Raw genomic sequence first — 17,251 nt, 5'->3', positions numbered from 1 at the left:
GAAGCAAGTGAGCAACACAGAGAACGCAGGGAACACAGAGCAGCAGTTCACTCTCACGCCGCCCGAGGCCGTCGCACCCGTGCCCCGCGAGAAGGCCGGCGGACTCGTGCCGGTCGACGAGTCGGTCCGTACGGACATGGCGCGCAAGGCCGCCGAATACGTCGACGGGCTGGCCGCGCTCGACGCCCGCTCGCCCGAGTTCGCCGGGAAGATCGGGGAGATCGTGGCCCTCGGCTCCAGCGAGATGCGGGGCGCGGCCGCCCAGTCGAACCGCATGCTGGAGCGCACGGTCCGGAGCCTGCCCGCGAACGGCGAGGACGCCCAGTCCCGCGTCTCCTCGTCCCTCGTCGAACTCCGGCGCACGGTCGAGGACCTGGACCCGCGCGACCTGCCCGGCGGCAAGGCCCGCAAGCTGCTGTCCCGGCTCCCCGGCGGCAACAAGCTCCGCGACCACGTCGCCAAGTACGCCTCCGCACAAGGCACGTTGAACAAGATCGTCGGCTCGCTGCGCGGCGGCCAGGACGAACTGCGCCGCGACAACGCCGCGTTGCAGACCGAACGCGTCCGCCTCTGGGACACGATGGGCAAGCTCCAGGAGTACGTCGTCCTCGCGGAGGCCCTGGACGCGGCGGTCGAGCGGCACATCGCGGTCGCCGAGACGAAGGACCCCGCGGGAGCCGACACGCTCCGCGCCGACGTCCTCTTCCCGGTACGCCAGAAGCACCAGGACCTGCTCACCCAGCTCGCGGTGTGCGCCCAGGGCTATCTGGCGATGGACGTGGTCCGCCGCAACAACGAGGAGCTGATCAAGGGCGTCGACCGGGCGGCCACCACCACGGTCTCGGCGCTGCGCATCTCCGTGATGCTGGCCTCCGCCCTCGACAACCAGCGGAAGGTCGTCGAGCAGGTCAACGCCCTGCGCGGCACGACGGAGGACCTCATCCGCGGCAACGCGGAGATGCTCGCCACCCAGAGCGGCGAGATCCAGCGCATCGCCGCCGACCCCGCGGTGGGTGCGGAGACGCTGCGCTCGGCCTTCCAGCAGATCTACCAGACCCTGGACGCCATCGACACGTACAAGGCCCAGGCCACGGAGTCCATGGCGGCCACGGTGGAGTCCCTGACCTCCGAACTCCAGCACGCCACGGTGTTCCTGGAGCGGTCGAGGTCGGCGGGCGCGCTGGAAGGGGGGCTCGGATGAGGAGACGTACGACATGCGTGGTCGCGGCCACCGCCGTGGTGGCCCTGCTGGGTTCTCTGTCGGCCTGCACCTCCGAGGAGCGGACGCCCGGCGACGACGACAAGCCTGTTCCGGGCACCCTCCGTGTCCTCGCCTCCAGCGAACTCGCCGATATGGGAGAGGTGTTGGCGCAGGTCAAGAAGGACACCGGCATCACGGTCCGCCCCACCTACATGGGCACCCTCGACGCGGTCGACCTGCTCGGGAAGGGCCGGGCCAAGGGTGCGTACGACGCGATCTGGCTCTCGTCCAACGACTACCTGCGCCTGCGCCCGGAGGCCGCGAAGCAGATCGTGTCCGAGACTCCGGTCATGTCCAGCCCGGTGGCCATCGGAGTGAAGAACGCCACCGTACGGAAGCTGGGCTGGAAGCCGGAGGACGTCACCTGGGCGGACATCGAGGAAGCGGTGGCGGACGGGAACCTGACGTACGGCATGACCGACCCCGCCCGCTCGAACTCCGGTTTCTCCACCCTCATCTCGGTGGCCTCGGGCCTCTCCGACGCCCAGTCCGCGCTCACGGACGCGGACGTCCAGCAGGCGACACCCCGGCTGAAGGAGTTCTTCAAGGGGCAGCAGGTGACGTCCGGCTCCTCGGGCTGGCTGACGAGCGCGTACGTCCGCCGCGGCACCGTCGACGCCATGCTCAACTACGAGTCCGTCATGCTCGGCATGAAGGACATCACCGTGATCCGCCCCCGCGACGGCGTGGTCACCGCCGACTACCCGCTCTCCTCCCTCTCCTCCACCGACCAGGGCACCCGCGAGACGGTCCGCCGCCTCACCGATGCCCTGCGCTCCCCGGAGGTCCAGCGGCGGATCACGGACGACACTTTGCGCCGTCCGGTGGTCGCCTCCGTACCGCCCGCGACGGGCCTCGACACGAGCCGTCGCCGTGAACTCCCGTTCCCCGGCGCCAAGTCCGTCGCCGACGGACTACTGGACGCGTACGAGAACAAGCTGCGCCGCCCCTCCCGGACGGTGTACGTCCTCGACACCTCGGGCTCCATGGAGGGCGACCGCCTGCAGCGGCTGAAGACGGCGCTCACCGATCTGACCGGCGACTTCCGGGACCGCGAGGAGGTCACGCTGATGCCGTTCGGCTCGGCGGTCAAGAGCGTACGGACGCATGTGGTGCGGCCCGAGGACCCGCGGGCGGGCCTCGACGCGATCCGCCGCGACACGAAGGCGCTCGCCGCGGCCGGCGACACGGCGATCTACACCTCGCTGGAGAAGGCGTACGAGCGTCTCGGGGCCGACGACGACACGTTCACGTCGATCGTGCTGATGACGGACGGGGAGAACACGGCGGGCGCGAGCCCGGCGGAGTTCGAAGACTTCTACGACCGACTGCCGCGCGGGCAGCAGGAGATCCCCGTCTTCCCGATCCTCTTCGGCGACTCCGACCGCGGCGAGCTGGAACACATCGCCGACCTGACCGGCGGCCGCCTGTTCGACGCCCAGAAGGGCTCGCTCGACGGCGCCTTCGAGGAGATCCGTGGCTACCAATAAGTTCATGGGCTACCTGGAGTCCCGCAAGAACCTCACCGGGAGCGCGCTCGGCATCGCGGGCCTCGGTCTGACCTTCACGGGCCTGGCGGGCGCGTACTGGCCCATCGTCGTCGCGGGACTGTACGGCGCGGGCGCCCTGATCGCCCCGCCGGAGCGTCCGCCACTGCCGGACTTCCCCGACCCGTCCGCCCAGCTGGACGAACTGCGGGACGACTTCGGGAAACTGCGCGTCTATCTGACCGACGTCGAACTGCCACCGGCCGCGGCCGGCCGGCTCACCGAACTGACCGAACTCCTGGCCGCCCTGCTCGACCCCGGCTGGGTCGCCGAGGTACTCGCCCGCGACCCGGAGGGCGTGCACGCGCTGTCCCGGGCCGTACGGCAGGACATCCCGGAGGCCGTCGACACGTTCGTACGGACCCGGTGGTGGACCCGGCTGACGCCGGGCACCGAGCCGCCGGAGCGGCATCTGGAGCGGCAGCTCACCGTGCTGCACAAGGAGGCAGAGTCCTTGACGACGAGCCTCCGGGAGGTGGAGGCCCGCCGCCAGGAGTCACACACCCGCTACCTGGAGGACCGCGCATAACCGTCTCGCCGGCGGTTCCCCGCCCCCAAGGGGCGCCGGGAACCGCGCGACCAGCCACAACCCACCCGCACCCGCAACACACCCCTACGGGGTCGGGGGCTGAGTCCCAGGGGACGGGACAAGCGTCAGCCCAGGCGCTGCACCAGCGCGCGGTACTCGTCCCACAGCTCCTTCGGTGTGTGCTCGCCGAAGGTGTTGAGGTGCTCGGGGACGAGGGACGCCTCCTCGCGCCACACCTCCTTGTCGACGGTGAGCAGGAGGTCCAGGTCGGACTCGGACAGTTTGAGCCCCTCGGTGTCGAAGGCCTCCTTGGTCGGCAGGATGCCGATCGGCGTCTCGACGCCCTCGGCCTTGCCGTCGAGGCGGTCCACGATCCACTTCAGGACGCGGCTGTTCTCGCCGAAGCCGGGCCAGACGAACTTGCCCTCGTCGTTCTTGCGGAACCAGTTGACGTAGTAGATCTTCGGGAGCTTCGCCGGGTCCTTGTCCTTGGCGACGTCGACCCAGTGGCCCATGTAGTCGCCCATGTTGTAGCCGCAGAACGGCAGCATGGCGAACGGGTCGCGGCGCAGCTCGCCGACCTTGCCCTCGGCGGCGGCGGTCTTCTCCGACGCCACGTTCGCGCCGAGGAACACGCCGTGGTTCCAGTCGAAGGACTCCGTCACCAGGGGGACCGCCGTGGCGCGGCGGCCGCCGAAGAGGATCGCCGAGATCGGCACGCCCTTCGGGTCCTCCCACTCGGGCGCGATGATCGGGCACTGGGAGGCGGGGACGGTGAAGCGGGAGTTGGGGTGGGCCGCCGGGGTCTCGGAGTCCGGGGTCCAGTCGTTGCCTCGCCAGTCGGTGAGGTGGGCCGGGGTCTCCTCGGTGAGGCCCTCCCACCAGACGTCACCGTCGTCGGTCAGGGCGACGTTCGTGAAGACCGAGTTGCCCCACAGCGTCTTGATGGCGTTGGAGTTCGTGTGCTCGCCGGTGCCGGGTGCGACGCCGAAGAAACCGGCCTCGGGGTTGATCGCGTACAGCTGGCCGTCCTCGCCGAACCGCATCCACGCGATGTCGTCGCCGATCGTCTCGACGGTCCAGCCGCGGACGGTCGGCTCCAGCATGGCGAGGTTGGTCTTGCCGCAGGCGCTCGGGAAGGCTGCGACGACGTACTTCGACTCGCCCTGCGGCGGCGTGAGCTTGAGGATCAGCATGTGCTCGGCCAGCCAGCCCTCGTCGCGCGCCATGACGGACGCGATGCGCAGGGCGTAGCACTTCTTGCCGAGCAGCGCGTTGCCGCCGTAGCCGGAGCCGTACGACCAGATCTCGCGGGTCTCCGGGAAGTGGGAGATGTACTTCGTGGAGTTGCAGGGCCACGGCACGTCGGCCTCGCCCTCGGCCAGCGGCGCCCCGAGCGTGTGCACAGCACGCACGAAGAAGCCGTCGGTGCCGAGCTCGTCCAGCACCGGCTGACCCATGCGGGTCATGGTGCGCATGGACACGGCGACGTACGCGGAGTCGGTGATCTCGACGCCTATCGCGGAGAGGTCCGAGCCGAGGGGGCCCATGCAGAACGGGACGACGTACATCGTCCGGCCCTTCATCGAGCCGCGGAAGACACCGCCCTGCCCGTCCGTGCCCTGGAAGATCTCCCGCATCTCGGCGGGGGCCTTCCAGTGGTTGGTCGGGCCCGCGTCCTCCTCCTTCTCGGAGCAGATGAAGGTGCGGTCCTCGACCCGGGCGACATCGGTCGGGTCGGAGGCCGCGTAGTACGAGTTGGGGCGCTTGATCGGGTCGAGCTTCTTGAAGGTGCCCTTGCGGACGAGCTCCTCGCTCAGTCGCTCGTATTCCGCCTCTGAGCCGTCACACCAGACCACATTGTCCGGCTGCGTCAGTTCGACGATCTCGTTGACCCACGAGATCAGTTCCTGATGGTTGGTGGGGACGGTAACGGGGGAGGGAGCCGCGATGTCGCGCGCCACGATTGCTCCTAGATGAGGGGTTTTAGTTGTCTATGCCCCTTGGGGGCCGCGGCCCGGATGCTTCACGGGATCGATCTTTCTGGCACATATCGATCTTCCTGGCGCTCATCCGGTGCCGACCGCACTCATTTGATCATCCGACGAGTCCGCGCATATGTCCAGAGGACCTCACACCTGAGCGGGCGTGACCATCGCCACTTAATACCGGCCCCTTGCCATGACTATTTCTCGCCCACCACCGCTCACCTCGGCCTCTTCGCCGCCATCCCCGCGTGAGACCCTGGCCACTCGGTGTCCTTCATCCGGGCGGATTGATATGTAACTTACGGTTCCGTAGGTACGATGCTGGCCATGACTGCGTCCGTCCCCGACGCGCCCACGGACTCGCCGGCCGTCGGCCGTGTGCCCGAAGCGCTCTCCCTGCCGCATCCGGTCAAGCCGAAGCTCCGTGGCTGGCTGCACGCCGGGATGTTCCCGGCCGTTCTCATCTCCGGCCTCGTCCTGACCGCGCTCGCCGACTCGACTCGCGCCCGGGTGGCCTGCGGGATCTTCGTCCTCACGGCCTGCCTGCTGTTCGGCACCAGCGGGATCTACCACCGGGGCAACTGGAGCCCGCGCATGGACGGCATCCTGCGCAGACTCGACCACGCGAACATCTTCCTCATCATCGCGGGCACGTACACGCCGCTGACCATGCTGCTGCTGCCGGACGCCAAGGGGCAGTGGCTGCTGTGGAGCATCTGGGGCGCGGCGGCCGCGGGCATCATCTTCCGCGTCTTCTGGATCGGCGCCCCGCGCTGGCTCTACACCCCCTGCTACATCGCGATGGGCTGGGCGGCCGTCTTCTTCCTGCCGGACTTCATGCGGGCCGGCGGCATCGCCGTCCTGGTCCTCGTGGTCGTGGGCGGGCTCCTCTACAGCGCGGGCGGCGTGATCTACGGAATCAAGCGCCCCAACCCGTCACCGCGGTGGTTCGGCTTCCACGAGGTCTTCCACTCCCTCACGCTCGCGGCGTTCTGCGCGCACTACGTCGGGATCTCGATGGTGGCCTACGGGTAGGCCTTCCGACCTCCCGCTTCCAGTGGCCGTGGCTTCCAAGCCGCGGCCACTTTGCATGCCTGGAACCGCGCGAGGGATTGACGCAGACCACCTTTTGACAGTTACTCTCATTTAACGGCCACTGTCACTCAACAGCCGTGGCGGGCCTGATGGTCGCCGCGAGGGCGAGCACGGCTCTGGTGCGGCGCCGATGACCGACAATGAGCGGCATGGTCACCGCGCGTATCCCCGCCACCCCGCAGGCCCGGCTGAGCCTGCGGGAGCGGAAGAAGCTCAAGACTCGCACCGCGATCAGGAACGCCACCTACGCGTTGATCGAGGAGCAGGGGTACGACGCGACGACCGTCGAGCAGATCGCGGAGCGCGCTGAGGTCTCACCCAGCACTGTCTTCCGCTACTTCCCGACCAAGGAGGACATCGTCCTGACGGACGAGTACGACCCCCTGATCGAGGACCTGCTGCGGGAACGCCCTGCGGATGAGAGCCTGCTGGACTCGTTGCGGTGGGTGATCCAGCAGGGACTGGCCATGGCGGTCGCCGACGATCCGGAGTCCGCGGAGCGCGAGATGAAACTGCGGATCGGGCTGATGGCGCGAGTCCCGGCCGTGCGCTCCCGGACCATGGAGAGCATGTCGGTCACGGGCCGCCTGATGTGCCGGGCGATGGCGGAGCGCACCGGGCGGGACGAGAACGACCTGGAGGTACGGGTCTACGCGATGGGGCTGATGGGCGCGCTCCTGGAAGCGACCATCTACTGGGCCGAACGCGACTGCCAGGACGACCTACTGGACCTGGTCGACCGCACCCTCGCCACCTTCAGGGACCTCCCGAAGCGCTGAGCCCGGGACACCGGGGCATCCCCGAAGCACCGGCTCACCGCGCTGCGGTCATGGCATCCTGACCCGGTGAACGGACCGGAGATCCACGTCGAGTTCGCCCCTGAGCTGCGGATGTTCGTCCCGCAGGGGCGGCGTACGGCCGCCACCGCGGTCGCCACCGACGGTGTCTCGTCGCTCGGTCACGTCGTCGAGTCCCTCGGCGTGCCGCTGACCGAGGTCGGCGCGCTCGTGGTGGACGGCCGGGAGGTGCCCGTGTCGCATGTCCCGGCGGCGGGCGAGTCCGTCGAGGTGCGGGCCGTCGAGCGGCCGCAGCGGGTGCCGGGCGCTCCGCTGCGGTTTCTGCTCGACGTTCATCTGGGCACGCTTGCCCGTCGGCTGCGGCTGTTGGGTGTCGATGCCGCGTACGAGTCCATGGACATCGGCGATCCCGCGCTGGCCGCGCGGTCGGCCGCCGAGCGGCGGGTGATGCTCAGCCGTGATCGGGGGCTGTTGCGGCGGCGGGAGCTCTGGGCGGGAGCGTTCGTCTACAGCACGCGGCCCGATGATCAGCTCCGGGATGTGCTCGGGCGGTTCGGGCCTGAACTGAGGCCGTGGACTCGGTGCACCGCGTGCAACGGGCTGCTCGCGGAGGCGAGCAAAGAGGAGGTCGCCGAGCAGCTTGAAGGCGGTACGCAGCGGTCGTACGACGTCTTTGCCCGGTGTGCGGAGTGTGGGCGGGTGTATTGGAGGGGCGCGCACCACGATCGGCTGGAAGCGATCGTGGAGCGCGCCCTGGCGGAGTTCGGTGGGTCGTGACCAGCGGGTCCGGTGGGGGCTTGTCGCGCAGTTCCCCGCGCCCCTGAAGGGGCACTGTTGTGCACCGGGGCCAAAACCCGTGACCGGCGCTTGAAGCACCGTCCTCAGCGCCTCGTCACGTCTCCCTTTCCACAGGCCCTGCCATCCCCGTTGCGGTCCAGCCGCAGCGGATCATCCTTGCCGTTCACCTTCAGAGGGCCGTAGTCGTTGGCCTTCAGCCAGGTGCAGCGGGCGGTCGTCGTGTTCTTCACCTCGTCCGGGAAGTTGGTCGGGACACAGACGTTGGCGGAGCCGTAGTGGCGGTCGCAGCCGGAGATCGTCGGGCTGACCTTGGCTGAAGCACGCTTCTTGCCGGGCTGCTTGACGGCGCCTTCCAGAGAGTCCGCGAAGTCGTGGACGTGGGCCGAGGCCGTGTCCCCGGAAGCGGAGGCGGCGGCGGTGGCTGCGAGGGCGGACGGGCCCTCCAGGTGGACCCACTCGGCGATCGACGGGACGCCGTTCGCGTCGACGGCGAAGAGCATGTACCAGCCGGGCGGCGCGACGTTCGGGTTGCTCGTCACGTTCAGGTCGACGTTGTTGCCGTCGACGGACAGGGGCAGGTCCACGAAGCGCTGGTTCGGGTCGGACGAGTGCGTCACCGCCGCCGGGCGGATCAGCTCGGCCTTCGCGATGGGACGGTCGACCGTGATGCGCTGCGTGTCTCCGTACACCCACTCCTTGTCGATCACGGAGGTGATCTTCGGACGGGCGCCCTTCAGGAGGTAGGGCGGGGTGTAGATCGACACGTTGTGGTTCCAGGAACCGTTGCCCGGGTTGTCGCCGGTCGACATCACGCGGCCGTCCGGCAGCAGGAACGCGGAGGAGTGGTAGCCGCGCGCCTCCGGGTCCGCGGCCACCGGGTCGAAGGTCTCCGTCGTCGGGTCGAAGATCGACGACTCGAAGACCGGGTTGGCGCGGTTGTGCAGGGCGCCGCCGGTCTCCAGGACCTTCCCGTCGGGCAGCAGCACGGCGGAGACGTACATCTTGCCCTGGTTGCCGGTCTGCGGGATCTTGCCGTTGCCCAGGTCGACCGTGCCCTGCGGGAGCGGTGGACCGGCGACGTACGTGGGGTTGGGCGCCTTGAGGTCGATGATGTCCGTCAGGCGGTTCCCGTCCGGGTTGGAGTCGATGTTGCCGCCGCCGATGGTGAGGACCTTCTGGTCCTGGGCCGGGGGCAGCAGCACGCTCGCCGACTGGTCGCGCTCGTCCTTGTTCTGCAGTCCCGGCGTCTGGGTGATCGTGTTGGCGTCGTAGTCGTAGATCGCCGAGCCCGTGCCGGGGATGTTGTTGCCGAACGTGTGGCTGCCCGTGTAGAAGAGCCGCCCGTCCTGCATCAGGACCATCGTCGGGTACAGGCCCCAGTACGACCAGGTCTGGTTGACCTTCCACGTCGGCAGCCACTGCTGTTCGGCGTCCGACCAGCGCTCGGCCGTCACGGAACCCGTGGAGTCCTCCTTCAGTCCGCCGAAGGAGATCACGTCACCGTTGCCGAGGATCGTCGCCGACGGGTACCAGTGGCCGTCGTTCATGTCGTTCGTCTTGCTGTACGTCTCCGTGACCGGGTCGAAGATGTACGAGTCCTTGTAGCCCTGGTAGCCGATCTTGCCGTCCGCGGTCGGATAGCCCTTGTTGCCGCTCATCACGAGCACGCGCCCGTCCTGGAGCTGCACATGGCCGGCGCAGAACATGTCCTTCGGCGTGGGGATCTGCTTGTACGTTCCAGTCGCCGGGTTGTAGACCGCCGAGGTGAACGTGCCCGCCTTGAACATCTCCTCGCTGTTCCCGGAGCCCGCGATCAGCAGCACCTTGCCGTTGTTGAGGACGACTGAGTGCATGGAGCGGACCGGATTCTCGGTGGGCAGCACGTCCCACCTGCCGTTGGCGCACTCCTCGGCCGTGCCCGTGCAGACCGGCTCGGGGACCGGGTCGGCGACGACGTCCATCGTGTAGTCGTCGGTGGTCACGGAGCCGGTGCCGTAGACGGAGACACCCCAGCTGATGCGGTCGGTGCCCGCCGGGACCTCGGGCGTACGGACCGTCGCCTCCGACCAACCCGCGCTGATCGGCAGGGTCTTGAGGTCGGTCCAGTACTGCCAGCCGGCGGTCGCGTCGTGCCGGAAGAGGGTGAGCGAGGTGTCCGGGGTCGTCGACTTGTACCAGAGCCCGAGGTCGTACTGCTTGCCGACGGAGACCACCGGCGCGCACTCGGCGGACTCGGTGATCAGCGCCTTGCGGTCGCCCTCGGCGCGGCGGGTCAGCTCGACCTTCATGGCCTTGGAGCCGGAGTGGGCGTCGGCGACGGTGGAGAAGGTGAAGTCGTTGTCGCCCCAGCCGGACTTCTCCCAGCAGTACGGCATGTCGGCCGTGCCGGCGGTCTCGAAGCCGGGGTTCTTCACGAGGTTGGCGGCGGAAGCGGGCTGCGGCGCGGTGAGGAGCAGGCCCGAGGTGAGAACTCCGACGGCCAGCAGGGTGGTGTGGCGTCTGGGGAGGGTGGGACGTTTGAGTCTTGTTGGGCCAGTGGGTCCGGTGGGTCTTCTGAACATCAGGGCGGGTCTTCTGAACATCAGGGCGGGTCTTCTGAACATCAGCTGGTTCTCCTTGCTGTGCGGCTCCCTGTGTGACGGCCGGCCTCGACGGCCGTCGTGTGTCCTGCGCGCCCTCCCTTCCGCGGCAGATAGACCAGGGCCTCCGTGCTCGCGAAGCGCAGGACGAAGGTGGTCACCAGGGCGAGCGCGGTCGCGGCGAGCGCGGTCATGCCGAACTCCCCCACGAACAGCGCGATGAGCGGTATACGCAGTACCAGGTCGGCGTTGGCGATCAGCCCGAACCGGCCGACGCGGTCCCACCAGTGCCGGTGCTGGCGGCGGTCCCGGAAGCAGAGGTGCTCCAGGAGCAGGAAGTTCCAGGCGACCCCGAACTGGTTGGCGACGATCTCGGCGGGCAGGTAGTGCATCCCGGCGGAGGTCAGGGCCCACAGTGCGGCGAGGTTCGGCAGGAACCCGGTCGCGCCGATCAGCCCGAACACCACCATCCGCGCGACGGGCGACGTGGTGCGCAGCCCGGCGAGGTGGCGCAGGAAGCGGATCCCCTCCTGCGCGGTCGACTTGGACTCGCCGGCGAACCGGTCCTGGAAGACGAACGGCACCTCGGTTACCTGGCGCGGGCGGGCGCGTACGGCCATTTCGAGGAGGATCTTGTAGCCGAGCGGCTTCAGTACGTCCGCGGTGACCACACTGCGGCGGATCGCGAAGAAGCCGCTCATCGGGTCGCTGATGCCGCGCAGCCGGCGCGGGAACAGGCCCTTCGTCAGCCAGGTCGCGCCGCGCGAGACGGCGATGCGGTAGCTGCCCGCGAGTCCGGCGCGGCTGCCGCCCTTGATGTAACGGGAGGCGACGACGAGCCCGGCGTGCGCGCGCTCGCCCGCCGCCACCAACTCCGGTACCAGGGACGGCGGATGCTGGAGGTCGCCGTCCATGACGACGATCCAGTCGGAGGTCGCGGCCCGGATGCCCTCGACGACGGCTCCGCCGAGACCGCCGACCGGGGTCTCGCGGTGCAGCACGGTCACCGGGAACGGGCAGTCCCGCGCGGCCTCACGGATCACCTCGGGGGTGTCGTCGGTGGAGTCGTCGACGAACACGACCTCGCAGGGCAGCCGCCCCGGCACCGACTCGGTGATCCGGCGCAGCAACTCACGGATGTTCGCGGACTCGTTGAAGGTCGGGACGACGATGGTGACAGCACCGGGTTCAGGAACGGCTGTGGCGCGCAGCGCGGGGTCGCTCAGCTCCCCCGGGACGATGGACTCGTACGTCATCGGTCGCCTCCGGTCGCCGTCGCGGTCGCCGTACTGCCCTTGATCTGCCGTATCTCGATCCGGTCCTCGCCCTTGCCGAAGGTCGCGACCGGCGTCGAATGCTCCATCGCCTGCTTGACGTTGGGCAGGTCGACCGCGTCGCGCCGCACTGTCGGCGAGGCGACGACGTAGTCGAGGTCCCTCCAGCCGTCCGGCATCGTCTTGGTCACCGCGGGGTCGAGGTCCGCCTTGTAGAACCAGATGACGCCGAGCCCGGGCTGGTAGCCGGCGTGTACGAGGTCGAGCCAGAGCGCGTCGTCGACGAGGACGCGCGCGTCCTCGGGGCGGTCGACCTCGGTGGCCAGCCACTTGGACGCGGCGCGGTAGGGGGCGTTGGCGTCGGTGGTGACGGCGGTGTGGGCGCCGTCGTACCAGCGGGGTACGACGTATGCCGCCGAAGCCGCGACGAGGAGCGCCGCGAAGGTGTACCGGGCCCGGGTGACGTACTCCTTCTCCTCGCCGTCGCGCCATCTGCGCAGCACGCCGTGCGCCACGCTCGCGGCGCCTCCGGCGAGGACCAGTGCGAGGAACGGCAGGGCCTGGATGACGTACATCGCGGGCAGGTAGCCGTTGGGGCGCAGGGCGACCACCGCGAGGATGGCGACGGTGAACGCGGGTCCGGCGAGCGCCCGGGCGGTCACCGACCAGCGCCAGGTGACCAGGAGCAGGAGCGCGCCGGCGAGGCCGCCGAGGGGCAGCACGCGGTCGTAGTAGAGCCAGGACTGGAGGACGCCGTACGAGCCCGAGCCCCGGTCGAGGATGAAGCCCGAACCGGGCCTGGTCATCTGGTACTTGAGGCCGTCCCACAGCGAGACGTGGTCGGCGCCCGGGAAGAACTCGCCCTTGAGGAGGGCGAAGAGGGGATACGAGAGGCCGATCAGCACGCAGGCCGTGACGGCGCCGGTGATCGCGAACTTCCGGGTGTCCTTGTGGCTGTGCCGCCACATGGTGATCAGCACGGCGGGCAGAACGAAGATCATCGTCTCTTTGGTCAGGACTGCCGCCGCGGCGGCGACGCCCGCCCCGAAGTGGTGCCAGAGATGGCGACTCGGCGAGGCGGCCAGGACGAACGCGACCAGCGTCCACATCACCGCGATGTTGTCGAGGAAGATCTCACGCTGCAGGACCACCGACAGCGGCGAGAGCCCGAAGAGCACCAGCGCGAGCCCGGCCGCCCAGCGGGGCAGCCAGAGGCGGCGGGCCAGGACGTAGACGAGGACCGCGCTGATGGCGCTGATCAGCAGCATCGCGATCCGCATCGAGCCGACCGTCATCGACTCGGGGCTGATCAGGGACGGTATCCAGGTGAGCAACGCTATTTGTATCCAGCCGAGGGGCGGGTGGTCGTACCAGTACGTGTAGTGGGCGAGCCCCTCGCCCTGCTGCACGGCCCAGGCCTGGGCGAGGTAGGTGCCCTCGTCGTCGCTGAGCGTGGGGTAGTCGGCGATGTTCCAGCCTTGCACGGTCATGACAACCACAAGGAGAACGCCGCACAGGATCAGGTCGGCACGCGAAGTGCGCACGTGATCGCGAGACGGGGTCGTTCGAGGAGTCGGACCGGTTTTGGGGACAGGAGTCCGCTGCGCGGGGACCTTTGGGGTGGTCACCGCGGGAAGGGTGGAGGTCACGCAGGAACGTCCTCTCGAGACCCGCGAGTCGCTACGGCCGCGGCTTCGGTGACTTCGGTGGCTTGGGTATCGGTGAGATGCGCGCCGACGTGACTGGTCAACTCCCAGTCGTTTCGGCCCCGTTGCTCGCGCCACACGGCACGCACGGCGGCACCGGCGAGGAGCACCTGGTAGAAGGGGCCGCCGACGATGAGCTTGAGGTAGTGGACGAATCGAACGCGGAGCCCGTACTGCTTGCCGAAGTCGTGCAGCCCGACGAGCTCGAAGACGAAGGTGACGAACGCCGTGACGGCCGGCAGGAAGGTGATGAAGGCGATGCCGACCGGTACGTCGAGGAAGAGCGCGACGGCCACGTTGAGCGGGATGATCACACCCGAAATGGCCTGGAGGTACGGCGTCATCAGCGTGTAGCGGGCCAGCAGCCGCTGCCCGAAGCCCGGCAGCTGCTTCCAGTCCTTCTTCCGGTAGACCTGGAGGAAGCCCTGGTTCCACCGGGTGCGCTGCTTGAGCAGCGACATCAGGGAGCCCGGGGTCTCCTCGCGGGTCACCATGTCGGAGTCGTACGCGACGACGACCTTCTTGCCGATGCTGGAGAGCCGGACGCCCAGGTCGCAGTCCTCGGCGAGGCAGTTGGGGTCCCAGCCGTCGGCGGCCCTCAGCACGTCCGTGCGGACGAAGACGGTGTTGCCGCCGAGGGGTATGAACCCCTTCTGCGCGTGCAGGTGGAGGCGGGAGCGGAACCAGAAGAAGTACTCCAGGCAGTTGCGCAGGCTGTACCAGCTGGAGTGGAAGTTGATGAGCTGTACGCCGCCCTGGACGACATCGGCGCCCGTCGACCGGAATGCGTGGTCGACGTGCGCGAGCAGCTCCGGGTGGACCTGGTCCTCGGCGTCGAAGACTCCGACGACGTCACCGCGGCAGTGCGGCAGCGCCGTGTTCATGGCCTTCGGCTTGTTCTTCTTCTCGTGGGTGTCGACGACGACCCGGACGCGCGGGTCGCGCTCCGCGGCCTCGCAGGCCACCTCGGTGGTCTCCGGGTCGTCGTGCCCGACGATCACGATGATCTCGAAGTCCTGGTGGCTCGACTCCAGCAGGCGCTGGATGGTGTGGTCGAGAACGGCCTGTTCATGTCTCGCCGGCAGGAGCAGCGAGAAGGACAGCTGGTCGCCCCCGTCCGGACTGGTGAACCGCGTGGAGGCCAGCACCTCGGGCGTACGCCACGCGTGCATCTGCCACCACAAGGTGAAGGCCGCCATCCAGAAAAGGGCCAGCGAAACGGCAGCGATGAAGACAGACGTCAGCAACAGATCCCCCCAGATCCCCAAAACCCCCTGTCGCGACAGTGGGTCACTCCTGTCGCGTCCGATGGAGAGAATAAGGGGGAACTGTGAAGTCCGGAAACTGTTCTGATAAATGGCATGTTTCAGAATGGTCAACGGACTTGTAGGCAGTGTCAGAACATACGGGGAAATTCACCCCTATGACTCCCAGAACGCGGACGTCTCAGCCGCTCAACGCCTCCTTGAGACGGTCGACTTCGGTCGTCGGAGCTTCACAAGTGAAGTTACGGCAGACATACGCGGTCGGTTCATCGTCCACCAGCGGCCGGTCGGCGAGCAACGGGAGTTCGTCACTTCCCGGCGCTCCCACGGCCACGACCGCGCCGGGGGCGGTGGCGAGGAGGGCGGTGCGGTGGAGCTCCCTGGTCGCCGGGTCGTCCGGGTGTCCGACCACGGCCACCTCACGGGGACCGTCGAGCAGGGCCTCCGCGGTGGCGAGACCCCAGCCGATGAAGCGCGGGGCACGCGGGCCGAGCGCCTTGACGACGCCCAACGCCCGTTCCGCGGCGGTGCGATGGGGCTCGGCGCCGGTCTGGGCCGCATAGCCCAGCAGGGCACCGGCGGCCGCGGTCCAGCCGGAGGGCGCCGCGCTGTCGGTCGGATCCTGGGGGCGGCGGATGAGCTTCTCGGCGTCGGCGGCCGTGTCGAACAGGACTCCTGACTCCTCGTCAGCGAACTGGACGAGCACGTGATCGAGCAGGAATCCGGCGAATTCCAGCCATACTCCCTCGCCGGTCACCGAGGCGAGCGCGAGGAACCCCTCGGCAACGTCCGCGTAGTCCTCCAGCACACCCGCGTTGGCGCCGACTTGACCGTCCTTGCTGGTACGGGCCAGGCGAGCGTGATCGTCCAGGTGGAGGCGAACGAGGAGGTCGGCGGCGCCGAGCGCGGCGTCGACCAGGTCGGGACGGTCGAAGTACGCGCCGGTCTCCGCCAGGGCGGCGATCGCGAGCCCGTTCCAGGCGGCGACGACCTTGTCGTCACGGCCCGGGGCAGGGCGCTCGGCCCGGGCCGCGAGGAGGCGTTCGCGTACGGAGGAGACTCGGGCGGCGTCGAACACGCCCTCCTGCTGCGGGAGCTGGAGGACGGAGGCACCCTCCTCGAAGGTGCCCTCCTCGGTCACTCCGAAGTACTGGGCGGCGAGTTCGGCATCCTGCTCCCCGAGGATCTCGGTGAGCTGCTGGGGTGTCCACACGTAGTAGGCGCCCTCGACGTGCTTCCCGGTCCCGTCGTCACTGTCCGCGTCGAGCGCGGAGGCGAACCCGCCCTCGCCGGTGCCGAGTTCGCGGACCATGAAGTCGGCGGTCTCCAGGGCGACGCGGCGGGCGAGGTCGGAGCCGGTGCTCCGCCACAGGTGCGCGTACACACGGCAGAGCAGGGCGTTGTCGTACAGCATCTTCTCGAAGTGGGGCACGACCCACTCGCGGTCCACGGAGTAGCGGGCGAAGCCGCCCCCGAGCTGGTCGTAGATCCCCCCGCGCGCCATCCGCTCGCACGTGTCGGCGGCCATCTGCAGCGCGCCCTCGGACCCGGTCCGCGCGTGATGCCGCAGCAGGAACTCGAGGGCCATGGACGGCGGGAACTTGGGCGCCCCGCCGAAGCCGCCGCGCGTGGCGTCGTACTCCCGGGTGAGTCCGAGCAGGGCGCCCGCGAGCTCCTCCTCGCCGGGGACGGTCGTGTCCCCGTACGAGATCTCCCGTCCGGCGAGATCCCGCACGATCTTCCCGGCGACCTCGGCGACCTCGTCCCGCCGGTCGGTCCACGCGCCGCGCACGCCCTCAAGGACCTGCCGGAAGGAGGGCATGCCGTGCCGGGGCGCGGGCGGGAAATAGGTCCCGAAGTAGAAGGGCTCGGCGTCCGGGGTGAGGAAGACGGTCATGGGCCAGCCGCCCTGCCCGGTCGCCGCCTGCACGGCCTCCATGTAGACGGCGTCCACGTCGGGCCGCTCCTCGCGGTCGACCTTGACGCTGACGAAGTGCGCGTTGAGGTAGGCGGCGGTCTCCGCGTCCTCGAACGACTCGTGCGCCATGACATGGCACCAGTGACAGCTGCTGTAGCCGACGCTGAGCAGCACGGGCACGCCCCGCTTCCGCGCCTCCTCGAAGGCCTCGGCCGACCAGGGCCACCAGTCGACGGGGTTGTCGGCGTGCTGGAGGAGGTAGGGGGACGTCTCATGGGCCAGTCGGTTCGGCATGGTGTCCATCCTGCCGCAGTACCCGCAGGGCGGCGCGGATCACCGGGACGCGGCGCGGATCACGGGTCCGTACAGGGGGTAGGTGATGGGTCCGAGCAGGTACGGATCCAGGTACGGATCACGGGTCCGTGCCTGCTCGGTGCGGTCGGTGGTGGACGTGAACATGCCAGTTACGCTCTCGCGTTCCCACCCCATCCGCA

At 69.0% G+C, this 17,251-nt stretch carries 13 protein-coding genes; 6 read left to right on the top strand and 7 right to left on the bottom strand.

What is annotated here, in order from left to right; translation table 11 throughout:
* The first annotated feature begins 7 nt into the window (after positions 1-7).
* From ACTWQR_RS12470 to ACTWQR_RS12460, 3 genes are read left to right on the top strand one after another with little or no spacing between them, the layout of a single operon-like run.
* A complete protein-coding gene (locus tag ACTWQR_RS12470; RefSeq protein ID WP_443227068.1) occupies positions 8-1,201 on the top strand; it encodes a toxic anion resistance protein in 1,194 nt (397 codons plus the stop codon).
* Positions 1,198-2,751, top strand: coding sequence for a substrate-binding and vWA domain-containing protein (locus tag ACTWQR_RS12465; RefSeq protein WP_443227067.1), 1,554 nt, complete (start codon positions 1,198-1,200; stop codon positions 2,749-2,751). The genes ACTWQR_RS12470 and ACTWQR_RS12465 overlap by 4 nt, the downstream gene beginning before the upstream one ends.
* Positions 2,752-2,755: 4 nt before the next feature.
* On the top strand, positions 2,756-3,337 hold the full coding sequence (locus ACTWQR_RS12460) for a hypothetical protein (RefSeq protein ID WP_443227182.1): 582 nt from the start codon (positions 2,756-2,758) through the stop codon (positions 3,335-3,337).
* 125 nt (positions 3,338-3,462) lie between these two features.
* On the opposite strand, the gene ACTWQR_RS12455 is transcribed toward ACTWQR_RS12460, so the two are convergent.
* Positions 3,463-5,301 (bottom strand): phosphoenolpyruvate carboxykinase (GTP), encoded by a 1,839-nt coding sequence (locus tag ACTWQR_RS12455; protein ID WP_443227066.1) that lies wholly within the window; start codon positions 5,299-5,301, stop codon positions 3,463-3,465.
* A gap of 351 nt (positions 5,302-5,652) precedes the next feature.
* Between ACTWQR_RS12455 and trhA the strand changes: the two genes are divergently transcribed.
* From trhA to ACTWQR_RS12440, 3 genes are all read left to right on the top strand, one after another.
* Positions 5,653-6,360, top strand: a complete 708-nt coding sequence (trhA, locus tag ACTWQR_RS12450; RefSeq protein WP_443227065.1) for a PAQR family membrane homeostasis protein TrhA — start codon at positions 5,653-5,655, stop codon at positions 6,358-6,360.
* Positions 6,361-6,569: 209 nt separating this feature from the next.
* The gene (locus ACTWQR_RS12445; RefSeq protein ID WP_443227064.1) at positions 6,570-7,199 is read left to right on the top strand and encodes a TetR/AcrR family transcriptional regulator; all 630 of its coding nucleotides are present in this window, start codon (positions 6,570-6,572) and stop codon (positions 7,197-7,199) included.
* 66 nt (positions 7,200-7,265) lie between these two features.
* Positions 7,266-7,994, top strand: coding sequence for a Mut7-C RNAse domain-containing protein (locus ACTWQR_RS12440; protein WP_443227063.1), 729 nt, complete (start codon positions 7,266-7,268; stop codon positions 7,992-7,994).
* 104 nt (positions 7,995-8,098) lie between these two features.
* Here the strand turns inward: ACTWQR_RS12440 and ACTWQR_RS12435 are convergent, their stop codons facing one another.
* The 6 genes from ACTWQR_RS12435 to ACTWQR_RS12410 all read right to left on the bottom strand — a co-directional run bounded on the left by ACTWQR_RS12435 (position 8,099) and on the right by ACTWQR_RS12410 (position 17,216).
* A complete protein-coding gene (locus ACTWQR_RS12435) occupies positions 8,099-10,576 on the bottom strand; it encodes a galactose oxidase-like domain-containing protein (protein ID WP_443227181.1) in 2,478 nt (825 codons plus the stop codon).
* Between the two features lie 41 nt (positions 10,577-10,617).
* On the bottom strand, positions 10,618-11,850 hold the full coding sequence (locus tag ACTWQR_RS12430; RefSeq protein WP_443227062.1) for a glycosyltransferase: 1,233 nt from the start codon (positions 11,848-11,850) through the stop codon (positions 10,618-10,620).
* On the bottom strand, positions 11,847-13,517 hold the full coding sequence (locus tag ACTWQR_RS12425; protein ID WP_443227061.1) for an ArnT family glycosyltransferase: 1,671 nt from the start codon (positions 13,515-13,517) through the stop codon (positions 11,847-11,849). The genes ACTWQR_RS12430 and ACTWQR_RS12425 overlap by 4 nt, the downstream gene beginning before the upstream one ends.
* Complete coding sequence (locus tag ACTWQR_RS12420; RefSeq protein ID WP_443227060.1) at positions 13,514-14,821, bottom strand: glycosyltransferase; 1,308 nt, start codon at positions 14,819-14,821, stop codon at positions 13,514-13,516. Before ACTWQR_RS12420 ends, ACTWQR_RS12425 begins: the two co-directional genes overlap by 4 nt.
* Positions 14,822-15,020: 199 nt before the next feature.
* Positions 15,021-17,051 carry a thioredoxin domain-containing protein gene (locus tag ACTWQR_RS12415; RefSeq protein WP_443227059.1) on the bottom strand — a complete coding sequence of 677 codons (2,031 nt, stop codon included), beginning with the start codon at positions 17,049-17,051 and terminating at the stop codon, positions 15,021-15,023.
* 39 nt (positions 17,052-17,090) lie between these two features.
* Positions 17,091-17,216 carry a hypothetical protein gene (locus ACTWQR_RS12410; protein WP_443227058.1) on the bottom strand — a complete coding sequence of 42 codons (126 nt, stop codon included), beginning with the start codon at positions 17,214-17,216 and terminating at the stop codon, positions 17,091-17,093.
* Between the last annotated feature and the right edge of the window lie 35 nt (positions 17,217-17,251).

This window comes from Streptomyces sp. 2A115, from assembly GCF_052245575.1.
GTDB lineage: Bacteria > Actinomycetota > Actinomycetes > Streptomycetales > Streptomycetaceae > Streptomyces.
The sequence above is the reverse complement of the archived record's forward strand: the minus strand, read 5'-3'. Positions and strand labels throughout refer to the sequence as shown.

Bases quoted from the DNA above. Each gene is read 5' to 3' on its own strand.
- ACTWQR_RS12465 (WP_443227067.1), top strand. From the start codon at position 1,198: ATGAGGAGACGTACGACATGCGTGGTCGCGGCCACCGCCGTGGTGGCC.
- ACTWQR_RS12460 (WP_443227182.1), top strand. From the start codon at position 2,756: ATGGGCTACCTGGAGTCCCGCAAGAACCTCACCGGGAGCGCGCTCGGC.
- trhA (WP_443227065.1), top strand. From the start codon at position 5,653: ATGACTGCGTCCGTCCCCGACGCGCCCACGGACTCGCCGGCCGTCGGC.
- ACTWQR_RS12445 (WP_443227064.1), top strand. From the start codon at position 6,570: ATGGTCACCGCGCGTATCCCCGCCACCCCGCAGGCCCGGCTGAGCCTG.
- ACTWQR_RS12435 (WP_443227181.1), bottom strand. From the start codon at position 10,576: ATGTTCAGAAGACCCACCGGACCCACTGGCCCAACAAGACTCAAACGT.
- ACTWQR_RS12430 (WP_443227062.1), bottom strand. From the start codon at position 11,850: ATGACGTACGAGTCCATCGTCCCGGGGGAGCTGAGCGACCCCGCGCTG.
- ACTWQR_RS12415 (WP_443227059.1), bottom strand. From the start codon at position 17,051: ATGCCGAACCGACTGGCCCATGAGACGTCCCCCTACCTCCTCCAGCAC.
- ACTWQR_RS12410 (WP_443227058.1), bottom strand. From the start codon at position 17,216: ATGTTCACGTCCACCACCGACCGCACCGAGCAGGCACGGACCCGTGAT.